Here is a 16,477-nt window from a genome sequence, read left to right as displayed (position 1 = left end):
CGGGCATGGCCCAGCAAGGACTCCCCGTGATCAACCTCTTCTGGCGCATGGTCGCCAAACTGCTCGCGCGCCCGACTGTTTCCGCTTGGCTCATCGCCCGAGCCCAGCGCACCCCGTACCTGCACATCATGTCCGCCGACGGCGCCGAGACCTACATGAGCCGCTGGTGGCTGTTCAACCCCTACTCCCGCGATACGCACAAGCCAGCGCCGTGGTGGTGCCCGTGGTCGTTTCGTGTGCACCACATAATGCGGCCCGATGAAGACCGGGATCTGCATGACCATCCATGGAACGCCCGCACGATCATCCTGCGGGGCTGGTACACGGAACAGCGACTGCTCGACAGCGAGGATCCTGTGTTGTCAGGACTCAACGTCCCATCCGGCGCTCAGGCTACCGAATACATCGACCGGCGCGCTGGCGACACCGCGCGACTGTTGCATGGTGAGTACCACCGCATCGATGAGTTGTCGCCAGGTGGAGTCTTCACCCTCTTCATCACCAGCAAGTGGCGCGGTGACTGGGGCTTTCTGGTCAACGGAGTGAAGGTGCCATGGCGAACCTACACAGGCACTGATGACTGAAAGATTTCAAAAGGAATGGCGTATAAGTTGCCTTGCCCTCTAAAAGTGTCCGAAAACATCGTATTTGCCCAGGGCTTGCCTGGTGCGCGCGAGCACATCATTTAAACCTTTGAACAATTCAATCAAACTAAATGTTTCTCCACGAAATCTGAAAGTTCCTGTCATAGGATCGTACTGCCTCATCATGTCGCTTTCCTCCAACCCCATGATGCCTCCCTTAGGACCAACAATATCTTGAACAAAATTCTGATTTTTACTGGTTTGCATCCAATCGTCTATACGCTCATCAAAGTGCTCTAGGTGATCTCGAAGAGTACGATTCTTAATTATATGTTCCGCCCCTTGAAGCCCTAGAACGTTAAGTAGTTGACTAGAGCGATTCCTGGTGACGCACACAGAGCACATCATTCCGTTAGAACTCGGCTTACCACAAGAGCATTTTTTATTCGAGGTTATGGCTGGAGGCCAAAGCAATCTCGAAATGTTACTCAGATGGGTTAAAAAACTATGCACAGACCTAAAACACTCCTTGTTAAGGGTATTCCTTTGCTCAAAATCGATGTCATTGTCTTTTTTCATCACCGCTGCCGCGACGTGATCTAAATTAGTGATCGCATTCATTGCCATAAGTGATTGCGACTCAACTTCACGCAAGTAAACCATAAGAAAATGCGCCTCCATAACCTACCTCCTTTAAGCCATTGATCGAGTGAAGGTAGCTCAATATCAAACAACTGAAAAGTCAGCCGCTATAGCGGCAAGGACGAAGTCATGCCTGAAATAAAGGAACGCCCCATCCTGTTCTCGGCGCCGATGGTGCGCGCCATCCTGGAAGGCCGGAAGACGGTCACGCGGCGACCGGTCAAGGTTCAGCCGCACATTGATGCCAGTGGCAATTTCTGCGTAGGTAAATCCAACTACGGTCAGGACGGCTACGGCAAGCCTGTAACCAAGCACTTCGTCAACGGCTGCTGCCCTTTTGGCAAGCCCGGTGACCGGCTGTGGGTGCGCGAGACTTGGGCGCGTGTCGGCAATTGCGATCCTGGCTATCTGACATTCGGCGCCACCTACCCCGCCTGCCTGCCGCCGGAACTGGAGAATATCCCCGCCGCCAGCGAAATCCGCTGGAAGCCCAGCATCCATATGTTCCGCCGTGACAGCCGCATCGTGCTGGAGATCACAGCCGTGCGCGTCGAGCGGTTGCAGGACATTAGCGACGAGCAGGCGGAGGCCGAGGGAATAATCCCGGTACCGAAAACCACGGAAGGCTCACATCAGTTCTGGCGTAACTACCACCTTAGCGGCGACGGTACTTTCTGCGTGCGCACTCCCAAGGAATCGTTCAAGTCGCTCTGGTGTCACGTCGCCGGCGGCTCATTCCCTAAAGGCGAGGCTGCATACAAGGCATCGCCGTATAGCTGGGAAGCCAACCCGTGGGTCTGGGTGGTCGAGTTCAAACGGGTGACGCCATGATCGCCTCCCTCTGGTTCGCCTACGTGTTCATCTACAGAGTGCCCGGGTAATGGCATGCTACCGGATCTACGACAAGAACCGAAAGCCCACCGGCCACCTATGCGGCGACCTTGGCCCGCACTGCGCCGAATGCGGTGACGTTGGGACGCAGCTTTGTGATTACCCAGTTGGCGAAGGAAAGACCTGCGACAGGCCGGTCTGTGAGTTCCACGCCACCGAGGTCGCGCCGAACGTCGATTACTGCCCGGCACACCATGCCGAATGGAAAGCCTTCCGCGATGCCGGTGGCGTGAAGCGCGAACTCGAAAACGTCGTCCCGTTCAAGGGCGCCTAACCCCAATCCCCCTACATGCCTGGCGGTGAGCAACTTCAGGGCAACTGGCTGTCGACCCATCTCTCGGCTGCGGACATCGCTTCCGATATCGCCGACTGGTAGTCATCCCACGGGCCATGCAGATCAGCCGCAACTTCGCCCAGCCCGTTAATAGACGCGGGCTCGATCACTGTGACCGAGCGAGGGCTTTTGTCGTTAGGGCGCCGCCACTCGAACTTGAGGAAAAGGATGTGCCCTCGATATTCGTGAGCAATTGGGGCTTCCAGATGATGAGACAAGCGCGGGACCTAAGGATTAAAGGACGGACCTTCTGTTCTACACCCTTCTTCCAACCGTAGATACGGGGGCCATAGGCCACCACTCCAACCCCTTATGTGCCTGCCGGTGAGCGGCGGGCGGAGCTATGCCATGAATGCACAAGTCCTCGACCCATGCAGCGCCAGCCGCATGATGTGGTTCGACAAGGGCGACCAGCGCGCCCTGTTCGGTGACATCAGAGATGAAGAACACATGCTATGCGATGGCCGAGTGTTGAAGGTTGAGCCGGACGTGATTATGGACTTTCGGCACCTGCCCTTCCCCGACGCCAGCTTCAACATGGTCGTGTTCGATCCGCCGCACCTGGTACGCGCCGGGCGCGAAAGCTGGCTTCGGCTTAAGTACGGGATCCTCACCGATGACTGGAGGGATGATCTCCGCAAAGGCTTCGCCGAGTGCTTCCGGGTTGTGCGCCCCGGCCAATTCCTGATCTTCAAGTGGAACGAAACCCAGATCCGGGTCAGCGAGATTCTCGCCCTTACCGATGAGCAGCCGTTGTTTGGCCACAAGTCTGGCAAGCGCGAGAAAACGCACTGGATCACGTTCATGAAACAACCCTAACCCACCTTCTGCCGCCCAGCGCGGCAAGGACACCCCATGTACTCAATAAAACTCACCCTGCTGATGCTGGGCGCTCTGCTGTACGTGTCAGCCACGGTTTGCTGGTTCTTCTGGCTCGCACCGGTGCTGCTGATGGACGGCGAGGTAGTCGACATCATCACCGCATTCGCCGGCACCTGCGCCTGGCTGCTGGTCAGCTTCGGCATGGCCATTCACATCATCAAGAAAGCGCGGCCCACGGCGGGCGGCGGGAGGTAGGTATGTTTTTGACAGCAGAGGAAGTTGCCGACCTGACCGGATACAAAAAGCCAGGGGCACAGATAAAGTGGCTGACCGCCGAACGATACGGGTTCGCGGTAGGTGGTGATGGGCACCCAAAGGTGCTGCGCCAAGTTGTCATCGGGCGGCTGGGTGGTATTCAATCAAGGAAGGGGCCGGAATTGCGGCTGTGCTGAGGTGAGATAGATGCGACCGCGCAAGAAGGACCGGCACCTGCCAGCCTGCATGTACCAAAAACACGGCGCGTACTACTTGGTCCGCAAGGGCAAGTGGTTGCGCCTCGGCACAGACTTTCAAACGTCTCTCGCCGAATACGCCATGCTGCTGGACAAGCGCAGCCTGGGCGGGATGCCCAAACTGATCGACGACGCGCTCGAGCACATGCGCACCAGGACTAAGCCGGCGCTAAAGCCGAACACGCTCAAGCAATACGAGGCAGCGGCCGAGCGTTTGAAGGAAAACTTCGCCGACTTCGAGCCGCGCGAGGTGCTTCAGCGGCACGTCGTCGCGCTCAAGCTACACATGGCGGACACGCCTAACATGTCGAACCGGGTGATCTCGGTACTGCGGGCGGTATTCACTTACGCCCTGGAGCAGCAGATCGTCGATTCGAATCCGTGCATTGGCGTGCGGCGGCATCTGGAGCACAAGCGCGACAGGTATATCACCCACGGCGAGTTCCAGGCGATATGCGCCAACTCAAGCGACAACATGCGCGTCATCTACGAGATGTGCTACCTGACCGGCCAGCGCATCGGTGACGTGCTGGCCATCCGGTTGGCCGACATCAGCCCAGAGGGCATCGCCTTCAAACAGGAGAAGACGAATGCGAGGCTGCTGGTGCAGATGACGCCAGATCTGGAGGACCTGCTGGCCCGCGTGAAAGCGCTGCCACGGAAGATCCGCGGGCTCACGCTGTTCTGCTCGCCGCGCGGCGGAAAGCCGGTGCACTACAGTTCGGTTAAGGATGCATTTGCGATCAGTTGCAAAAAGGCCGGCGTCGAAGATGCCAGTCTCCACGACCTGCGCGCCAAATCGCTGTCGGACACTGATGACCAAGGCAACGATGCACAGAAGCTCGGTGGTCACACCGACGCCAAGATGACGCAACGTTATCTGCGCCTGCGCAAAATCAACGTAGGCCTGCCGCCAACAATGCCTAAAAAATCTCTGTAGTATTAGACAGATGTGAATTGTCAAATAGACAGGTAGAGCTGAAAGCCCCGTATGACAGACCTTTCAAGTCACACCCCAATGATGCAGCAGTACTGGCGCCTGAAAAACCAGCACCCTGATCAGTTGATGTTCTATCGCATGGGCGACTTCTACGAGATCTTCTATGAAGACGCGAAGAAGGCCGCCAAGTTGCTGGACATCACCTTGACCGCGCGCGGGCAGTCGGCGGGGCAGTCGATTCCGATGTGTGGGATTCCTTACCATTCGCTGGAAGGCTACCTGGTCAAGCTGGTGAAGCTGGGCGAGTCGGTGGTGATTTGTGAGCAGATCGGCGACCCGGCGACGAGCAAGGGGCCGGTGGAACGTCAGGTGGTGCGCATTATTACGCCGGGCACGGTGAGTGATGAGGCGCTGCTGGACGAGCGTCGCGACAACCTGATCGCAGCCGTGCTGGGTGACGAGCGTTTGTTCGGCCTGTCGGTGCTGGATATCACCAGCGGCAATTTCAGCGTGCTGGAGATCAAGGGCTGGGAGAATTTGCTGGCGGAGCTGGAGCGGATCAATCCGGTGGAGTTGCTGATTCCGGATGATTGGCCGAAGGACTTGCCGGCAGAAAAACGTCGTGGGACCAAACGTCGTGCACCGTGGGATTTTGAGCGTGATTCGGCGCTGAAAAGTCTGTGCCAGCAATTTTCGGTGCAGGACCTTAAAGGCTTTGGCTGCGAAACCCTGACCCTGGCCATCGGTGCCGCCGGTTGCCTGCTCGGTTATGCCAAGGAAACCCAGCGCACTGCCCTGCCGCATTTGCGCAGCCTGCGCCATGAGCGCCTGGACGATACCGTGGTGCTGGATGGCGCGAGCCGTCGCAACCTGGAATTGGACACCAACCTGTCGGGCGGGCGCGACAACACGCTGCAATCGGTAGTCGACCGTTGCCAGACCGCGATGGGTAGCCGTTTGCTGACCCGCTGGCTGAACCGTCCGCTGCGGGATTTGAGCGTGCTGCAAGCGCGTCAAACGTCTATCACCTGCCTGCTGGATGGCTACCGTTTTGAAAAGCTGCAACCGCAGCTGAAAGAAATCGGCGATATCGAAAGGATTCTGGCGCGGATCGGCCTGCGCAATGCGCGGCCGCGTGACCTGGCGCGCCTGCGTGATGCACTGGGCGCCCTGCCGCAGTTGCAAGACGCGATGACCGAGCTGGACACGCCGCACCTGCAGCAGTTGGCCGTGACCACCAGCACTTACCCTGACCTCGCAGCCCTGCTGGAAAAAGCCATCATTGATAACCCGCCGGCGATCATTCGTGACGGTGGTGTGCTGAAAACCGGTTACGACACCGAGCTGGATGAGCTGCAATCTTTGAGCGAAAACGCCGGGCAGTTCCTGATTGATCTGGAAGCCCGCGAGAAAGCCCGCACCGGTTTGGCGAACTTGAAGGTCGGCTACAACCGCGTGCACGGCTACTTTATTGAGTTGCCGAGCAAGCAGGCCGAATCCGCACCGATTGATTATCAGCGCCGCCAGACCCTTAAAGGTGCCGAGCGCTTCATCACGCCGGAGCTCAAGGCGTTCGAAGACAAGGCGCTGTCGGCCAAGAGCCGCGCGCTGGCGCGGGAAAAGATGCTCTATGAAGCCTTGCTTGAAGGCCTGATCAGCCGCCTGGCGCCGCTGCAAGACACTGCCAGCGCGCTGGCGGAACTGGATGTGTTGAGTAACCTCGCCGAACGCGCGCTGAACCTTGACCTGAACTGCCCGCGTTTTGTGAGCGAACCGTGCATGCGCATCGTGCAGGGGCGCCACCCGGTGGTGGAGCAGGTGTTGACCACGCCGTTCGTCGCCAACGACCTCTCGCTGGATGACGACACCCGCATGCTGGTGATCACCGGCCCGAACATGGGCGGTAAATCCACTTACATGCGTCAGACCGCGTTGATCGTGTTGCTGGCGCACATCGGCAGCTTTGTGCCGGCGGCCAGTTGTGAATTGTCGTTGGTGGATCGCATTTTCACGCGCATCGGTTCCAGCGATGACCTGGCCGGCGGCCGTTCGACTTTTATGGTGGAAATGAGCGAGACCGCCAACATTCTGCACAACGCCACCGAGCGCAGCCTGGTGTTGATGGACGAAGTGGGTCGCGGCACCAGCACCTTCGACGGCCTGTCGCTGGCATGGGCGGCGGCCGAGCGGCTGGCGCAGTTGCGCGCCTATACGCTGTTTGCCACTCACTATTTCGAACTCACCGTGCTGCCGGAAAGCGAGCCGCTGGTGGCCAACGTTCACCTGAATGCTACCGAACACAACGAGCGCATCGTGTTCCTGCACCACGTATTGCCAGGGCCGGCCAGCCAGAGCTACGGCCTGGCCGTGGCGCAATTGGCCGGTGTGCCGACCGACGTGATCACCCGCGCTCGCGAGCACCTCAGCCGCCTGGAAACCACGGCCTTGCCTCACGAAACCGTGGTCGCCAGCCCTGCAAAAACCAAAGGCAAAGCCAGCGCGCCGCATCAGAGCGATATGTTTGCCAGCCTGCCCCATCCGGTGCTGGATGAGTTGGCCAAGCTTGATCTGGACGACATGACGCCGCGTAAAGCGCTAGAAATGTTATATGCACTGAAGGTTCGGATATAACGCTACCGCGTGCAAGCTGGTAGACTCTCGCGCGGTTTGGGATGCTGCAGGCTCTTAGCCTGGCCTGCAGACTATCGCTCCCGAACCTCGCGAGCCCTGCCACACAGGGTCTCGCTGCCGCCGCCTGAGGAGAAAATTAGAAATGACCTTCGTCGTTACCGACAACTGCATCAAGTGCAAGTACACCGACTGCGTCGAAGTGTGTCCGGTGGACTGCTTCTACGAAGGCCCGAACTTCCTGGTTATCCACCCGGATGAGTGCATTGACTGCGCCCTGTGTGAACCAGAATGCCCGGCCGTCGCTATTTTCTCCGAGGACGAAGTCCCGGCAGAGATGCAGGAATTTATTCAGTTGAACGTCGAGCTGGCGGAAATCTGGCCGAACATCACTGAGCGCAAAGACCCGATGCCGGATGCGGCGGAGTGGGATGGCAAGAAAGGTAAGATTGCAGACCTCGAACGCTAAGCGCGCTGCTGTCCAATAAAAAGGCCCCTTGCGGGCCTTTTTGCGTTTCTGCAGGGTGGGTTTTACTTTTCTACAGGCGAAAAAAAGGGGCGGTATGACCCGCCCACATTTCTTCCCTGGTCCCTGTATTCCTTTTCATCGTCCTGATGAATCGCTTCCTGCGACGTTCCTTGAACCATCGTTCCTTGATGGCCGTGTCAATCCGTGGACACAGGGCTGATGTTAGAGAGTTCCGAGGGAACTTCAACGGGATCCAACTTCAGCTCTGAGGAGCTCCGTTGTAAAAGTCGGTATAAATAATTGTTATTTTTCAATTAGATAGAAAATTCTCTCACTGTTTTTAGCCGCACACACCCGGTAAAAAAACCATTCACTTACGAAAAAGTAAGCGAATGCTTACACGAGCAATTGCGTAAATGCGTAACCGCCCCCTGCTGACCGATCCCCAGACAAGAAAAAGCCCCGGTAATGCCGTAATGCTGTTCAGTTAAGGGAGTTCCGAGCGCTCACATTTTTGTGGCGAGCGGGCTTGCCCCGCGTTGGGCTGCGCAGCGGCCCCATAAAAAACGCCGCGTTCTTTCAGAAAGAACGCGGCGTCTGGTTTGGGGCTGCTGCGCAGCCCAACGCGGGGCAAGCCCGCTCGCCACAACGCTTCCTTCGCTGGTCAGCACTACGGCAATGCCGAGGCTTTTTTGCTTCAGAACGATCAGTCGTCGCTGACGGTAATCGTCGGCATCGCCGGGGCGGCCGCTTCTTGCAGCACAATCCGTGCGCCTACATGGCGTGCCAGCTCTTGATAAATCATCGCGACCGGGCTGTCAGGCTCGGCCACCACGGTAGGCTTGCCACCATCGGCCTGTTGGCGAATCAGCATCGACAGCGGCAACGAGGCCAGCAATTCGACGCCGTACTGGGTCGCAAGCTTCTCGCCGCCGCCTTCACCAAACAGGTGCTCAGCGTGGCCGCAGTTGGAGCAGATGTGCACCGCCATGTTTTCCACGACGCCGAGCACCGGGATGTTGACCTTGCGGAACATCTCCACGCCCTTTTTCGCGTCGAGCAGCGCCAAATCCTGCGGCGTGGTCACGATCACCGAACCGGCCACCGGGACTTTCTGCGCCAGGGTCAGCTGGATATCGCCGGTGCCGGGCGGCATGTCGATCACCAGGTAATCGAGGTCGCCCCACGCGGTCTGGGTGACCAATTGCAACAACGCACCGGAGACCATCGGCCCGCGCCAGACCATCGGCGTGTTGTCGTCGGTGAGGAAGGCCATGGACATGACCTCCACGCCATGGGACTCGATCGGCACGAACCACTTCTGGTCCTTGACCTGCGGCCGTGTGCCTTCGGCGATGCCGAACATCACACCTTGGCTGGGGCCGTAGATATCGGCGTCGAGAATGCCCACGCGCGCGCCTTCGCGGGCCAACGCCAGCGCGAGGTTGGCCGCCGTGGTGGATTTACCCACACCGCCCTTGCCAGAGGCTACGGCGACCACGTTCTTGACGTTGGCCAGGCCCGGAATCTGTGCCTGAGCCTTGTGCGCGGCGATCACACACTGGATGTCGACCTTGGCCGAACGCACACCGTCGAGGCCTTCGATGGCCATTTGCAGCATTTGCGCCCAGCCGCTCTTGAACAGGCCTGCGGCATAACCCAACTCCAGTTGGACCGACACCTGGTCGCCCTGGACCTCGATGGCGCGTACACAGCCGGCGCGGACCGGGTCCTGGTTCAAATAGGGGTCGGTGTACTGGCGAAGAACGGCTTCCACCGCTGCGCGATTGACGGCGCTCATGGGCTACTCCCGAAAAAAGACTGACTGAAACAGGCGGCTATCCTAACCGTTCCAGCCGCCCAACGGCATGCTTTCGACGGTCTGGAAGATGCTGAAACAGCGCCACGGGGTGAAATATATTTCCCGGCGCTTTATAGTGGCCGACCTCCGTTTCATCAAGTAGCCGAGCCCCATGTCCGAGCCACGCAAGATCCTCGTTACCAGCGCCCTGCCCTATGCCAATGGTTCGATCCATCTTGGCCATATGCTTGAGTACATCCAGACCGATATGTGGGTGCGCTTCCAGAAGCATCGCGGCAATCAATGCATTTATGTCTGCGCGGACGACGCCCACGGTTCGGCCATCATGTTGCGTGCCGAAAAGGAAGGGATCACCCCGGAACAACTGATCGCCAATGTGCAGGCTGAACACAGCGCCGACTTTGCCGAGTTCCTGGTGGATTTCGACAACTTCCACTCCACGCACTCCGACGAAAACCGCGAGCTGTCGAGCCAGATCTACAAGCGTCTGCGCGACGCCGGGCACATCGATACGCGGTCGATTACCCAGTATTTCGACCCGGAAAAGAAAATGTTCCTGGCCGACCGCTTCATCAAGGGCACCTGCCCGAAATGCGGCACCGAAGACCAGTACGGCGACAACTGCGAAAAATGCGGCGCCACTTACGCCCCTACTGACCTGAAAGATCCGAAGTCGGCCATCTCGGGCGCCACGCCGGTGCTCAAGGATTCCCAGCACTTCTTCTTCAAGCTCCCGGATTTTCAGCAAATGCTGCAAACCTGGACCCGCAGCGGCACCCTGCAAGACGCCGTAGCCAACAAGATCGCCGAGTGGCTGGATGCCGGCCTGCAACAGTGGGACATCTCCCGCGATGCGCCGTATTTCGGCTTCGAAATTCCGGACGAGCCAGGCAAATATTTCTACGTGTGGCTGGATGCGCCGATCGGCTACATGGCCAGCTTCAAAAACCTGTGTGACCGTACGCCGGAGCTTGATTTCGACGCGTTCTGGAACAAGGACTCCACTGCCGAGCTGTACCACTTCATCGGCAAGGACATCGTCAACTTCCACGCGCTGTTCTGGCCGGCGATGCTTGAAGGGTCGGGCTACCGCAAGCCAACCGGCATTGCCGTGCACGGCTACCTCACGGTCAACGGCCAGAAAATGTCCAAGTCCCGTGGCACCTTTATCAAGGCGCGCACCTACCTGGACCACCTGTCGCCGGAATACCTGCGCTACTACTACGCCTCCAAGCTGGGCCGTGGCGTGGACGACCTCGACCTGAACCTCGAAGACTTCGTACAGAAGGTCAACTCGGACCTGGTCGGTAAAGTCGTCAACATTGCCAGCCGTTGCGCAGGCTTTATCCACAAGGGCAACGCCGGCGTGCTGGTGGCTGAAAACGCCGCGCCGGAACTGACCGACGCGTTCCTGGCCGCCGCGCCGGGCATCGCTGACGCCTATGAAGCCCGCGACTTTGCCCGCGCCATGCGCGAGATCATGGGCCTGGCCGACCGCGCCAACGCCTGGATCGCCGACAAGGCGCCGTGGTCGCTGAACAAGCAGGAAGGCAAGCAAGCTGAAGTCCAGGCGATCTGCGCCACCGGCGTCAACCTGTTCCGCCAACTGGTGATCTTCCTCAAGCCGGTGCTGCCATTGCTGGCCGCCGATGCCGAGGCGTTCCTTAATGTGGCGCCGCTGACCTGGAATGATCACGCTAACTTGCTCAGCAACCATCAGTTGAACGAGTTCAAGCCGTTGATGACCCGCATCGACCCGGTCAAGGTCCAGGCAATGACCGACGCTTCGAAAGAAGACCTGGTCGCCAGCCAGACGGACACTGGTTCGGCAGCGCCTGCGGGCAATGGCGAGCTGGCCAAGGACCCGATTTCCGCGGAAATCGATTTCGACGCCTTTGCGGCCGTGGACCTGCGCGTTGCGCTGATCGTCAAGGCTGAAACCGTGGAAGGCGCCGACAAGCTGCTGCGCCTGACGCTGGATCTCGGCGGCGAGCGACGCAACGTGTTCTCCGGGATCAAAAGCGCGTATCCAGACCCGTCCAAGCTCGATGGTCGCCTGACCATGATGATCGCCAACCTCAAGCCACGGAAAATGAAGTTCGGTATTTCCGAAGGCATGGTGATGGCGGCCGGCCCTGGCGGTGAAGAGATCTACCTGCTGAGCCCCGACAGCGGCGCCAAGCCGGGTCAACGCATCAAGTAAGCGTGTAAGGTTCGAGTTGACTAGGCCTCTTGTCGCAAGCGGGCCTGTCGTGGCGAGCGGGCTTGTCGTGGCGAGCGGGCTCGCCCCGCGTTGGGGCGCGCAGCGGCCCTAAAACCAACGACCCGGTCCTACATATAGAAACCGCGTTCACAGTAATGGGGCTGCTTCGCAGCCCAACGCGGGGCAAGCCCGCTCGCCACAACAGTTTCCGCTCCCCCTAACAAGCCAGGTCAGCACCCAGGCCCTGTTCGTTTAACCGGCATACGCAATGACCACCCCATGACCCTCATTCAACGTATCGACGCGCTGCTGCCGCAGACCCAATGCGGCAAGTGTGGGCACCCGGGTTGCAAGCCTTACGCTGAGGGCATCGCCCTCGGCGAGGCGATCAACAAGTGCCCACCCGGTGGGCAGGAAACCATTGCTGGCCTCGCGCAGTTACTGCGGGTGCCAGTGCTGGAACTGGATGCCACACGCGGCGAAGCCCCCGCCCAGGTCGCCTATATCCGCGAAGCGGAATGCATCGGCTGCACCAAATGCATTCAGGCCTGCCCGGTGGACGCGATTGTCGGCGCTGCCAAGTTGATGCACACCGTCATCATCGATGAATGCACCGGTTGCGACCTGTGTGTCGCGCCCTGCCCTGTCGACTGCATTGAAATGCGCCCTGCAACCTCTGCAGTGCCGCTTGTGGGTGGCTTGGCAGCCGATGATCAGCAGCGTCATGAACGTGGCCTTAAACGAGACCGGGCGCGGCGGCGCTATGAGCAACGCAACGCGCGCCTGCAACGCGAAGAAGCGCATAAGCTCGCCGAACGCCTGGCTCGGGCCAAGCGCCCGACGCCGGTCGTGCCCGTGCAGGCCGATGCCGCGCAGGATGCGGCCGTCAAGAAAGCCAGGATTACGGTGGCGATGAGCCGCGCCCAGCTGCACAAATCCTTGAAGGCATTTGGTCACCCACCGACTTTTGAGCAACAGTCGCAGTTGATCGTGCTGCAACGGCAATTCGAAGCGGCGGAACAAGCACTGGCGGCCCTGGAGGTACACAACGCACCGACGACGGCACCTGCAGCCAGCCACACGGCGGAGCTGAAACGCGCCAAAATCCAATTGGCAATGCGCCGCGCGGCGTTAAAGAAAGCCCAGAATGTGAACGCCGACCCGCAACAACTGGCCGAGGCGCAAAACAGCCTCGACGAGGCCCAGCGTCAAGTGGATGCCTTGGGCAGCGCCTGATCTGCAAAAAACCTGATGCGTGTGTTGCTACAATCCCGCCGACCGTCTGCAAGGAACCCTCTGCCCCATGAACGCCGCAAAACGCCTGGAAATTTTCCGCAGGTTTCACGAAGACAATCCTGAACCAAAAACCGAACTGGCCTACACCAACCCGTTCGAGTTACTGATTGCGGTGATCCTCTCGGCTCAATCCACAGACGTTGGCGTCAACAAGGCCACCGCCAAACTCTACCCGGTCGCCAATACGCCAGAGGCCATCCATGCGCTGGGCGTAGAAGGGTTGTCGGAATACATCAAGACCATCGGCCTGTACAACAGCAAGGCCAAGAATGTGATCGAAACCTGCCGCCTGCTCGTCGAGCTGCACGGCAGTGAAGTGCCGCAAAGCCGCGAAGCACTGGAAGCCCTGCCAGGGGTGGGCCGCAAGACCGCGAACGTGGTGCTTAACACCGCATTCCGGCAATTAACCATGGCAGTGGACACGCATATTTTTCGCGTCAGCAATCGCACCGGCATCGCGCGTGGCAAAAATGTGGTGGAGGTGGAAAAACAGTTGATGAAACATGTGCCCAGGCCCTACCTGCTCGATTCCCACCACTGGCTGATCCTGCATGGCCGCTACGTGTGCCAGGCCCGCAAGCCACGCTGTGGGAGCTGCCGCATCGAGGACCTGTGCGAATACAAGGACAAGACCTCCGACGATTGAGGGTTCATTGGTTTTCTCGATCCATCGATTGAAAAAATCTTTTTTACCCATCCATGGAATATCGTTATAAGGGGCGCCAACGGCAGTCTTAGCCCGGAGTGAACCTTATGAGCACTGGCAAAGAACAACTGGATGTAGAAGACGACCTCGTTGCCGAGTCGGAAGACGACGGGGATGCACCTGTTGTTGAGGTGGCCAAGACCAATTTGAGCAAACGCCGCACTATCGACAACCTTCTGGAAGAGCGACGCTTGCAAAAACAACTGGCCGATTACGACTTCGACCTCTGATCGACCCGTTGACGACCGGAAGCCTCCCTGACGGAGGCTTTTTTGTGCCGGTGATTCCTGCTCTGGCACCCGCCTCTAGACGAGGCCGTTGCGCTGCGCCAGCTCGATCAGGTCGACCAGGGAGCGTGCGTTGAGCTTGAGCAGCAGGCGAGTCTTGTAGGTGCTCACGGTCTTGTTGCTCAGGAACATACCGTCGGCGATCTCCTTGTTGGTTTTGCCACGGGCCAGTTGCTGCAACACCATCATCTCCCGGCCCGACAGACGTTCGACCATGTCTGCTTCACTGGCATTACCCATGGTGGAACGGACCGAATTGAGCGCCTGGTTTGGAAAATAGCTGTAGCCCGAGAGCACCGCCTTGATGGCGCTCAGCAACTCGGTCAGGTCCTGCTGCTTGCACACGTAGCCAGCCGCCCCCGCCTGCATGCAGCGCATGGAAAAATGCCCGGGCGCCTGAGACGTCAGCACCAACACCTTGAAGGGCGCAGGTTGCTTGGTGGACGCCAGGCGGCAGATAACTTCCAGCCCATCGAGTTTGGGGATCCCGATATCCAATATGACAATGTCCGGTACATGTTCCCGTGCAAGTTGCAACGCATCGACACCGTTATCAGTCTCGGCAACGACTTCATAACCATGACGCTCCATTAGCATGCGCACAGCAAGCCGAATGACGGGATGATCATCCACGATCAGCACTTTATTCATGAGAAAGTCCAATTTCGCTGTTCGAATTATTTAGAGCAAGCACAATAGCCTAGTCGTTTCATAGTTGGGATAGCGCTCCCCCCCAAGCAACAGCAAGCAGAGACCCAACCCACAACGATATAGGAATTGACCTACAAAAAAACACTAAGTCAGATGCACATGTCTTTATTGAGCCTTTCAGAACTTTCCGGGGCCTTACATGTTTTGAGAGAAATATCCGCCATCCAGGGGGCGCGCGGTAAACGGAACGTACATGATTTTCAGGAAATGCCCATTGCATGTCGCCGAGAAGCAAGTAGACACATGAAAAAATTCCGACTGTTTTAGTTCCATCCAACATAATTTCCAACTTCCTTAATTCCTACAGAATTTTCCACGTCTTACAGGCGCTTTGTAATAAGGTAGTGAAACTTCTGTAAGACATAGTTCCGGGCAAGGTGTTAAAAATTCGTACAACCGTGCAAAACTCTTCAACAGGTAAACTTTAACGTTTAACGAAGCTTAAACATTGCCAAAGGCAATCTTAAACATCAGGCGCTATTCAACGCCCGCAGGTTTTATTCAGGCAAAAAAAATGGCCCCTTGGACTAGGGGCCATTTTTCACAACGCAGGGATCGATCAGAACAGCTTGCGACCCTTGTTGGCAGCGATGCGCATACGCAGAGCATTCAACTTGATGAAGCCTGCCGCGTCAGCCTGGTTGTAGGCGCCGCCGTCTTCTTCGAAGGTGGCGATGTTGGCATCGAACAGCGACTCATCGGATTTGCGACCGGTTACGATCACGTTGCCTTTGTACAGCTTCAGGCGCACAACGCCGTTCACGTGGACCTGGGAAGCGTCGATCATCTGTTGCAGCATCAGACGCTCCGGGCTCCACCAGTAGCCGGTGTAGATCAAGCTGGCGTACTTTGGCATCAACTCGTCTTTAAGGTGAGCCACTTCGCGGTCCAGGGTGATGGACTCGATGGCGCGGTGAGCGCGCAGCATGATGGTGCCGCCTGGCGTCTCGTAGCAGCCACGGGACTTCATGCCCACGTAACGGTTTTCGACTATATCGAGACGGCCGATGCCGTGTTCGCCGCCGATACGGTTCAGGGTCGCCAGCACGGTGGCCGGAGTCATATCGACGCCGTCGAGCGCGACGATGTCGCCGTTGCGGTAGGTCAGTTCCAGGTACTGGGCCTTGTCTGGAGCGTTCTCCGGGGAGACGGTCCATTTCCACATGTCTTCTTCGTGCTCGGTCCAGGTGTCTTCCAGCACGCCGCCTTCATAGGAGATGTGCAGCAAGTTGGCGTCCATCGAGTACGGGGATTTCTTCTTGCCGTGACGCTCGATCGGGATATTGTGCTTTTCAGCGTAATCCATCAGCTTTTCACGGGAGAGCAGGTCCCATTCACGCCAAGGCGCGATCACTTTTACGCCAGGCTTGAGCGCATAGGCACCCAATTCGAAACGCACCTGGTCGTTGCCCTTGCCGGTGGCACCATGGGAAATGGCGTCAGCGCCGGTTTCGTTGGCGATTTCGATCAGGCGCTTGGCGATCAGCGGACGTGCGATGGAAGTACCCAGCAGGTACTCGCCTTCGTAGACGGTGTTGGCGCGAAACATCGGGAAAACGAAATCGCGGACGAACTCTTCGCGCAGGTCGTCAATGTAGATCTCTTTCACGCCCATGGCTTGCGCCTTGGC

At 58.3% G+C, this 16,477-nt stretch carries 16 protein-coding genes and 1 pseudogene; 13 read left to right on the top strand and 4 right to left on the bottom strand.

The features are described 5' to 3' along the window. The first annotated feature begins 26 nt into the window (after nt 1-26). The gene (locus ACP7A2_RS15225; RefSeq protein WP_426134861.1) at nt 27-584 is read left to right on the top strand and encodes a hypothetical protein; all 558 of its coding nucleotides are present in this window, start codon (nt 27-29) and stop codon (nt 582-584) included. A 39-nt stretch (nt 585-623) separates the two neighbouring features. Here ACP7A2_RS15225 and ACP7A2_RS15220 read toward each other — a convergent pair whose 3' ends face one another. Next, nucleotides 624-1,265, bottom strand: coding sequence for a hypothetical protein (locus ACP7A2_RS15220; RefSeq protein WP_426134860.1), 642 nt, complete (start codon nt 1,263-1,265; stop codon nt 624-626). A gap of 90 nt (nt 1,266-1,355) precedes the next feature. Here ACP7A2_RS15220 and ACP7A2_RS15215 point away from each other — a divergent pair, with 90 nt between their 5' ends. The 8 genes from ACP7A2_RS15215 to fdxA all read left to right on the top strand — a co-directional run bounded on the left by ACP7A2_RS15215 (nt 1,356) and on the right by fdxA (nt 7,822). Then, on the top strand, nt 1,356-2,057 hold the full coding sequence (locus ACP7A2_RS15215) for a hypothetical protein (RefSeq protein ID WP_426134859.1): 702 nt from the start codon (nt 1,356-1,358) through the stop codon (nt 2,055-2,057). A gap of 49 nt (nt 2,058-2,106) precedes the next feature. Next, nucleotides 2,107-2,391 (top strand): hypothetical protein, encoded by a 285-nt coding sequence (locus tag ACP7A2_RS15210; protein ID WP_426134858.1) that lies wholly within the window; start codon nt 2,107-2,109, stop codon nt 2,389-2,391. Nucleotides 2,392-2,799: 408 nt separating this feature from the next. Next, entirely contained in the window at nt 2,800-3,270 is a 471-nt protein-coding gene (locus ACP7A2_RS15205) for a class I SAM-dependent methyltransferase (protein WP_153870961.1), read from the top strand. Nucleotides 3,271-3,306: 36 nt separating this feature from the next. Next, the gene (locus ACP7A2_RS15200) at nt 3,307-3,528 is read left to right on the top strand and encodes a hypothetical protein (protein ID WP_426134857.1); all 222 of its coding nucleotides are present in this window, start codon (nt 3,307-3,309) and stop codon (nt 3,526-3,528) included. A gap of 2 nt (nt 3,529-3,530) precedes the next feature. Further along, nucleotides 3,531-3,725: a DUF4224 domain-containing protein gene (locus tag ACP7A2_RS15195; RefSeq protein WP_005785292.1), complete on the top strand. Its 195-nt coding sequence runs from the start codon at nt 3,531-3,533 to the stop codon at nt 3,723-3,725. A gap of 10 nt (nt 3,726-3,735) precedes the next feature. Beyond that, nucleotides 3,736-4,725 (top strand): tyrosine-type recombinase/integrase, encoded by a 990-nt coding sequence (locus ACP7A2_RS15190; RefSeq protein ID WP_426134856.1) that lies wholly within the window; start codon nt 3,736-3,738, stop codon nt 4,723-4,725. A gap of 51 nt (nt 4,726-4,776) precedes the next feature. Continuing rightward, nucleotides 4,777-7,356, top strand: coding sequence for a DNA mismatch repair protein MutS (gene mutS, locus ACP7A2_RS15185; RefSeq protein ID WP_426134855.1), 2,580 nt, complete (start codon nt 4,777-4,779; stop codon nt 7,354-7,356). A 142-nt stretch (nt 7,357-7,498) separates the two neighbouring features. Then, entirely contained in the window at nt 7,499-7,822 is a 324-nt protein-coding gene (gene fdxA / locus ACP7A2_RS15180; protein WP_003208688.1) for a ferredoxin FdxA, read from the top strand. 706 nt (nt 7,823-8,528) lie between these two features. Here the strand turns inward: fdxA and apbC are convergent. Next, nucleotides 8,529-9,623 carry an iron-sulfur cluster carrier protein ApbC gene (gene apbC, locus ACP7A2_RS15175; protein WP_426134854.1) on the bottom strand — a complete coding sequence of 365 codons (1,095 nt, stop codon included), beginning with the start codon at nt 9,621-9,623 and terminating at the stop codon, nt 8,529-8,531. Nucleotides 9,624-9,795: 172 nt separating this feature from the next. On the opposite strand from apbC, the gene metG reads away from it, so the two are divergent. From metG to ACP7A2_RS15155, 4 genes and pseudogenes are all read left to right on the top strand, one after another. Next, the gene (metG, locus tag ACP7A2_RS15170) at nt 9,796-11,847 is read left to right on the top strand and encodes a methionine--tRNA ligase (RefSeq protein WP_426134853.1); all 2,052 of its coding nucleotides are present in this window, start codon (nt 9,796-9,798) and stop codon (nt 11,845-11,847) included. Between the two features lie 291 nt (nt 11,848-12,138). Then, a pseudogene (gene rsxB / locus ACP7A2_RS15165) lies at nt 12,139-13,083 on the top strand (electron transport complex subunit RsxB); the annotation flags it as partial. Between the two features lie 67 nt (nt 13,084-13,150). After that, on the top strand, nt 13,151-13,789 hold the full coding sequence (gene nth / locus ACP7A2_RS15160) for an endonuclease III (RefSeq protein ID WP_426134852.1): 639 nt from the start codon (nt 13,151-13,153) through the stop codon (nt 13,787-13,789). A gap of 107 nt (nt 13,790-13,896) precedes the next feature. Further along, nucleotides 13,897-14,079 (top strand): PA3496 family putative envelope integrity protein, encoded by a 183-nt coding sequence (locus tag ACP7A2_RS15155; protein ID WP_348060099.1) that lies wholly within the window; start codon nt 13,897-13,899, stop codon nt 14,077-14,079. A gap of 75 nt (nt 14,080-14,154) precedes the next feature. Here the strand turns inward: ACP7A2_RS15155 and ACP7A2_RS15150 are convergent, their stop codons facing one another. Both ACP7A2_RS15150 and ACP7A2_RS15145 read right to left on the bottom strand, forming a co-directional pair. Next, nucleotides 14,155-14,787 carry a response regulator transcription factor gene (locus tag ACP7A2_RS15150; protein WP_016970755.1) on the bottom strand — a complete coding sequence of 211 codons (633 nt, stop codon included), beginning with the start codon at nt 14,785-14,787 and terminating at the stop codon, nt 14,155-14,157. Nucleotides 14,788-15,406: 619 nt separating this feature from the next. Continuing rightward, nucleotides 15,407-16,477 (bottom strand): argininosuccinate synthase (locus ACP7A2_RS15145; RefSeq protein WP_426134851.1); only part of this gene is annotated, 1,071 nt, incomplete at its 5' end.

The organism is Pseudomonas sp. PWP3-1b2 (assembly GCF_049896045.1).
Classification (GTDB): domain Bacteria; phylum Pseudomonadota; class Gammaproteobacteria; order Pseudomonadales; family Pseudomonadaceae; genus Aquipseudomonas; species Aquipseudomonas antarctica_B.
Note: the sequence above shows the minus strand (reverse complement) of the source record. Positions and strands in the feature narration are given on the sequence as shown.